The sequence below is a fragment of the Mycobacterium sp. genome, assembly GCF_050701675.1.
GTDB lineage: Bacteria > Actinomycetota > Actinomycetes > Mycobacteriales > Mycobacteriaceae > Mycobacterium.
In genome coordinates this window covers 1-1,839 of record NZ_JBOGDD010001199.1, presented here as the reverse complement: position 1 = coordinate 1,839, position 1,839 = coordinate 1, and the positions used below count along the sequence as shown (strand labels likewise).

2 protein-coding genes are annotated in these 1,839 nt (G+C 66.2%); both read left to right on the top strand.

Annotated features, from left to right (window positions below; all coding sequences use genetic code 11):
• Positions 1 to 227 precede the first annotated feature (227 nt).
• A complete protein-coding gene (locus ACRDUX_RS37185) occupies positions 228 to 1,214 on the top strand; it encodes a carbohydrate kinase family protein (RefSeq protein WP_526421945.1) in 987 nt (328 codons plus the stop codon).
• The coding region (locus ACRDUX_RS37180) for an ABC transporter substrate-binding protein (protein ID WP_526421943.1) at positions 1,211 to 1,839 on the top strand (629 nt) is incomplete at its 3' end. The genes ACRDUX_RS37185 and ACRDUX_RS37180, both read left to right, overlap by 4 nt.

Here is a 1,839-nt window from a genome sequence, read left to right as displayed (position 1 = left end):
GTCCCCCACTGCTGAGCGCGGACAGAATCCGTTCGTGGCGTTGGGCGAGGAACATGCGGGGAATCCTACCCAAGAGATGACTGACTTTGCGTGACTATGAATATCTGTGGTTGAAATATCAGAGATAACCCGCGGGAGACGCCGATGCAACGTTATCGTCATGCATTGAACGCACGATGAGCGCGCACAGAACGTCAAACTACGTCAGACGGTGGAGGTAGCCGGGAGTGGCCGATCGTGAAATCGACGTCCTAGTGGCGGGCCGAGTCTTTGCGGACCTGGTCTTCACCGGAGTGCACGCTCCTGCGCCCGGCGCAGAGGTGTACGCCGACGGGTTCGCGATCTCACCCGGCGGCGCCGCCAACCGAGCCGTCGCCTCGGCACGGCTCGGCGCTCACACCGCGTTGGTCACCGAACTGGGCGACGATCCCATCGGCTGCATCGTGGCGCAGAGTCTGCGCGACGAGCGCAACCTCGATCTACGTTTCGCCGTGCAACACGCGAATTACCAGATCCCGATCTCCGTGGCGATCACCGACGGCCACGAGCGCTCGTTCGTGACCTACGAACATGCCGGCGAACTACCGCCATGGCCGGCTTCCACCCCAGTGCGAGTGGCCCACGTCGGCCTCGGCCGCGGTCCCGTGCCCGCTCAGGCAGCACGGCTGCGCGCCAACGGAACCACGATCGTCGGCGGCGTCGGTTGGGACCCCTCGGGGCAGTGGTCGGAGACCCTCCTCGACCACCTCGAAGGCGTCGACGTCCTCATCGTCAACGATCACGAAGCGGTCCAGTACACCCGAGCGGGCACGGTGGACGCCGCACTCGACGTCCTTGCCGGGGTGGTCGACACGGCCGTCGTGACTCTCGGCCCACGCGGTGCGGTGGCTGCGCGGGGATCCGCCCGGCTGCGCGTCCCGGCGATCGAGGTGGATGCCGTCGACCCCACCGGTGCCGGGGACGCGTTCGCCGCAGCGTTCATGACGGCCACCGCGTGGAACTGGGAGCTGCCCGACCGGTTGCGCCTGGCCAGCGTCTGCGCCACGTGCTCGGTGCGCGGCGCAGGAGGAGCACGCAGCGCACCCCGGCCGGCCGACATCGCCGACCTGCTCGCTGACTGCGACGCCGATCCGGACTGGACACCGGTCCGGCAATGGGCCGAACGAATTTGTGACTCCCCTATCCCCGCAACCCCAGGAGCCCTGACACCATGATGCGAAACCGACTGTTCCGATTCGGCGTCGCCGTCGCTGCGGCTGGCGTCGTGCTATCGCTATCTGCCTGCGCCCCAGGACCTTCCGGGGACACGGCGGCTCCCACGCCCACCAATGAGGCGTCCAAGGACATCTCGGCCGCGGGCCCGGTGACACTGACGGTCTGGGATCAGAACACCGACGGCGGCATCTCCAAGGCTCAGGACCAGCTGAACGCGCAATTCCACGAGCAGTACCCGAATGTCACCATCAAGCGGACCGTCGAATCGTTCAGCGATCTCAAGACCACTCTCAAGCTGGCCCTGTCGAGCAACACCCCGCCCGACGTCGTGCAGGCCAACCAGGGCTATCCCGACATGGGTGCGTTCGTTTCGGCAGGGATGCTGCGGCCGATGAACGACTACGCCACGCTGTACGGCTGGGACAAGTACTACCCCGAGTCGCTGCTCAAGCAGAACAGCTTCAGCGCCGACGGCAAGACCTGGCAGGGTGACACCCTGTTCGGGGTGTCCCAGACGGGCGAGGTGGTCGGCATCTACTACAACAAGCAGCTGCTGTCCTCGCTGCGCCTGGGGGTGCCAAAGACCCTGTCCGACTTGAACACCGCGATGGCGGCGGCCAAGGC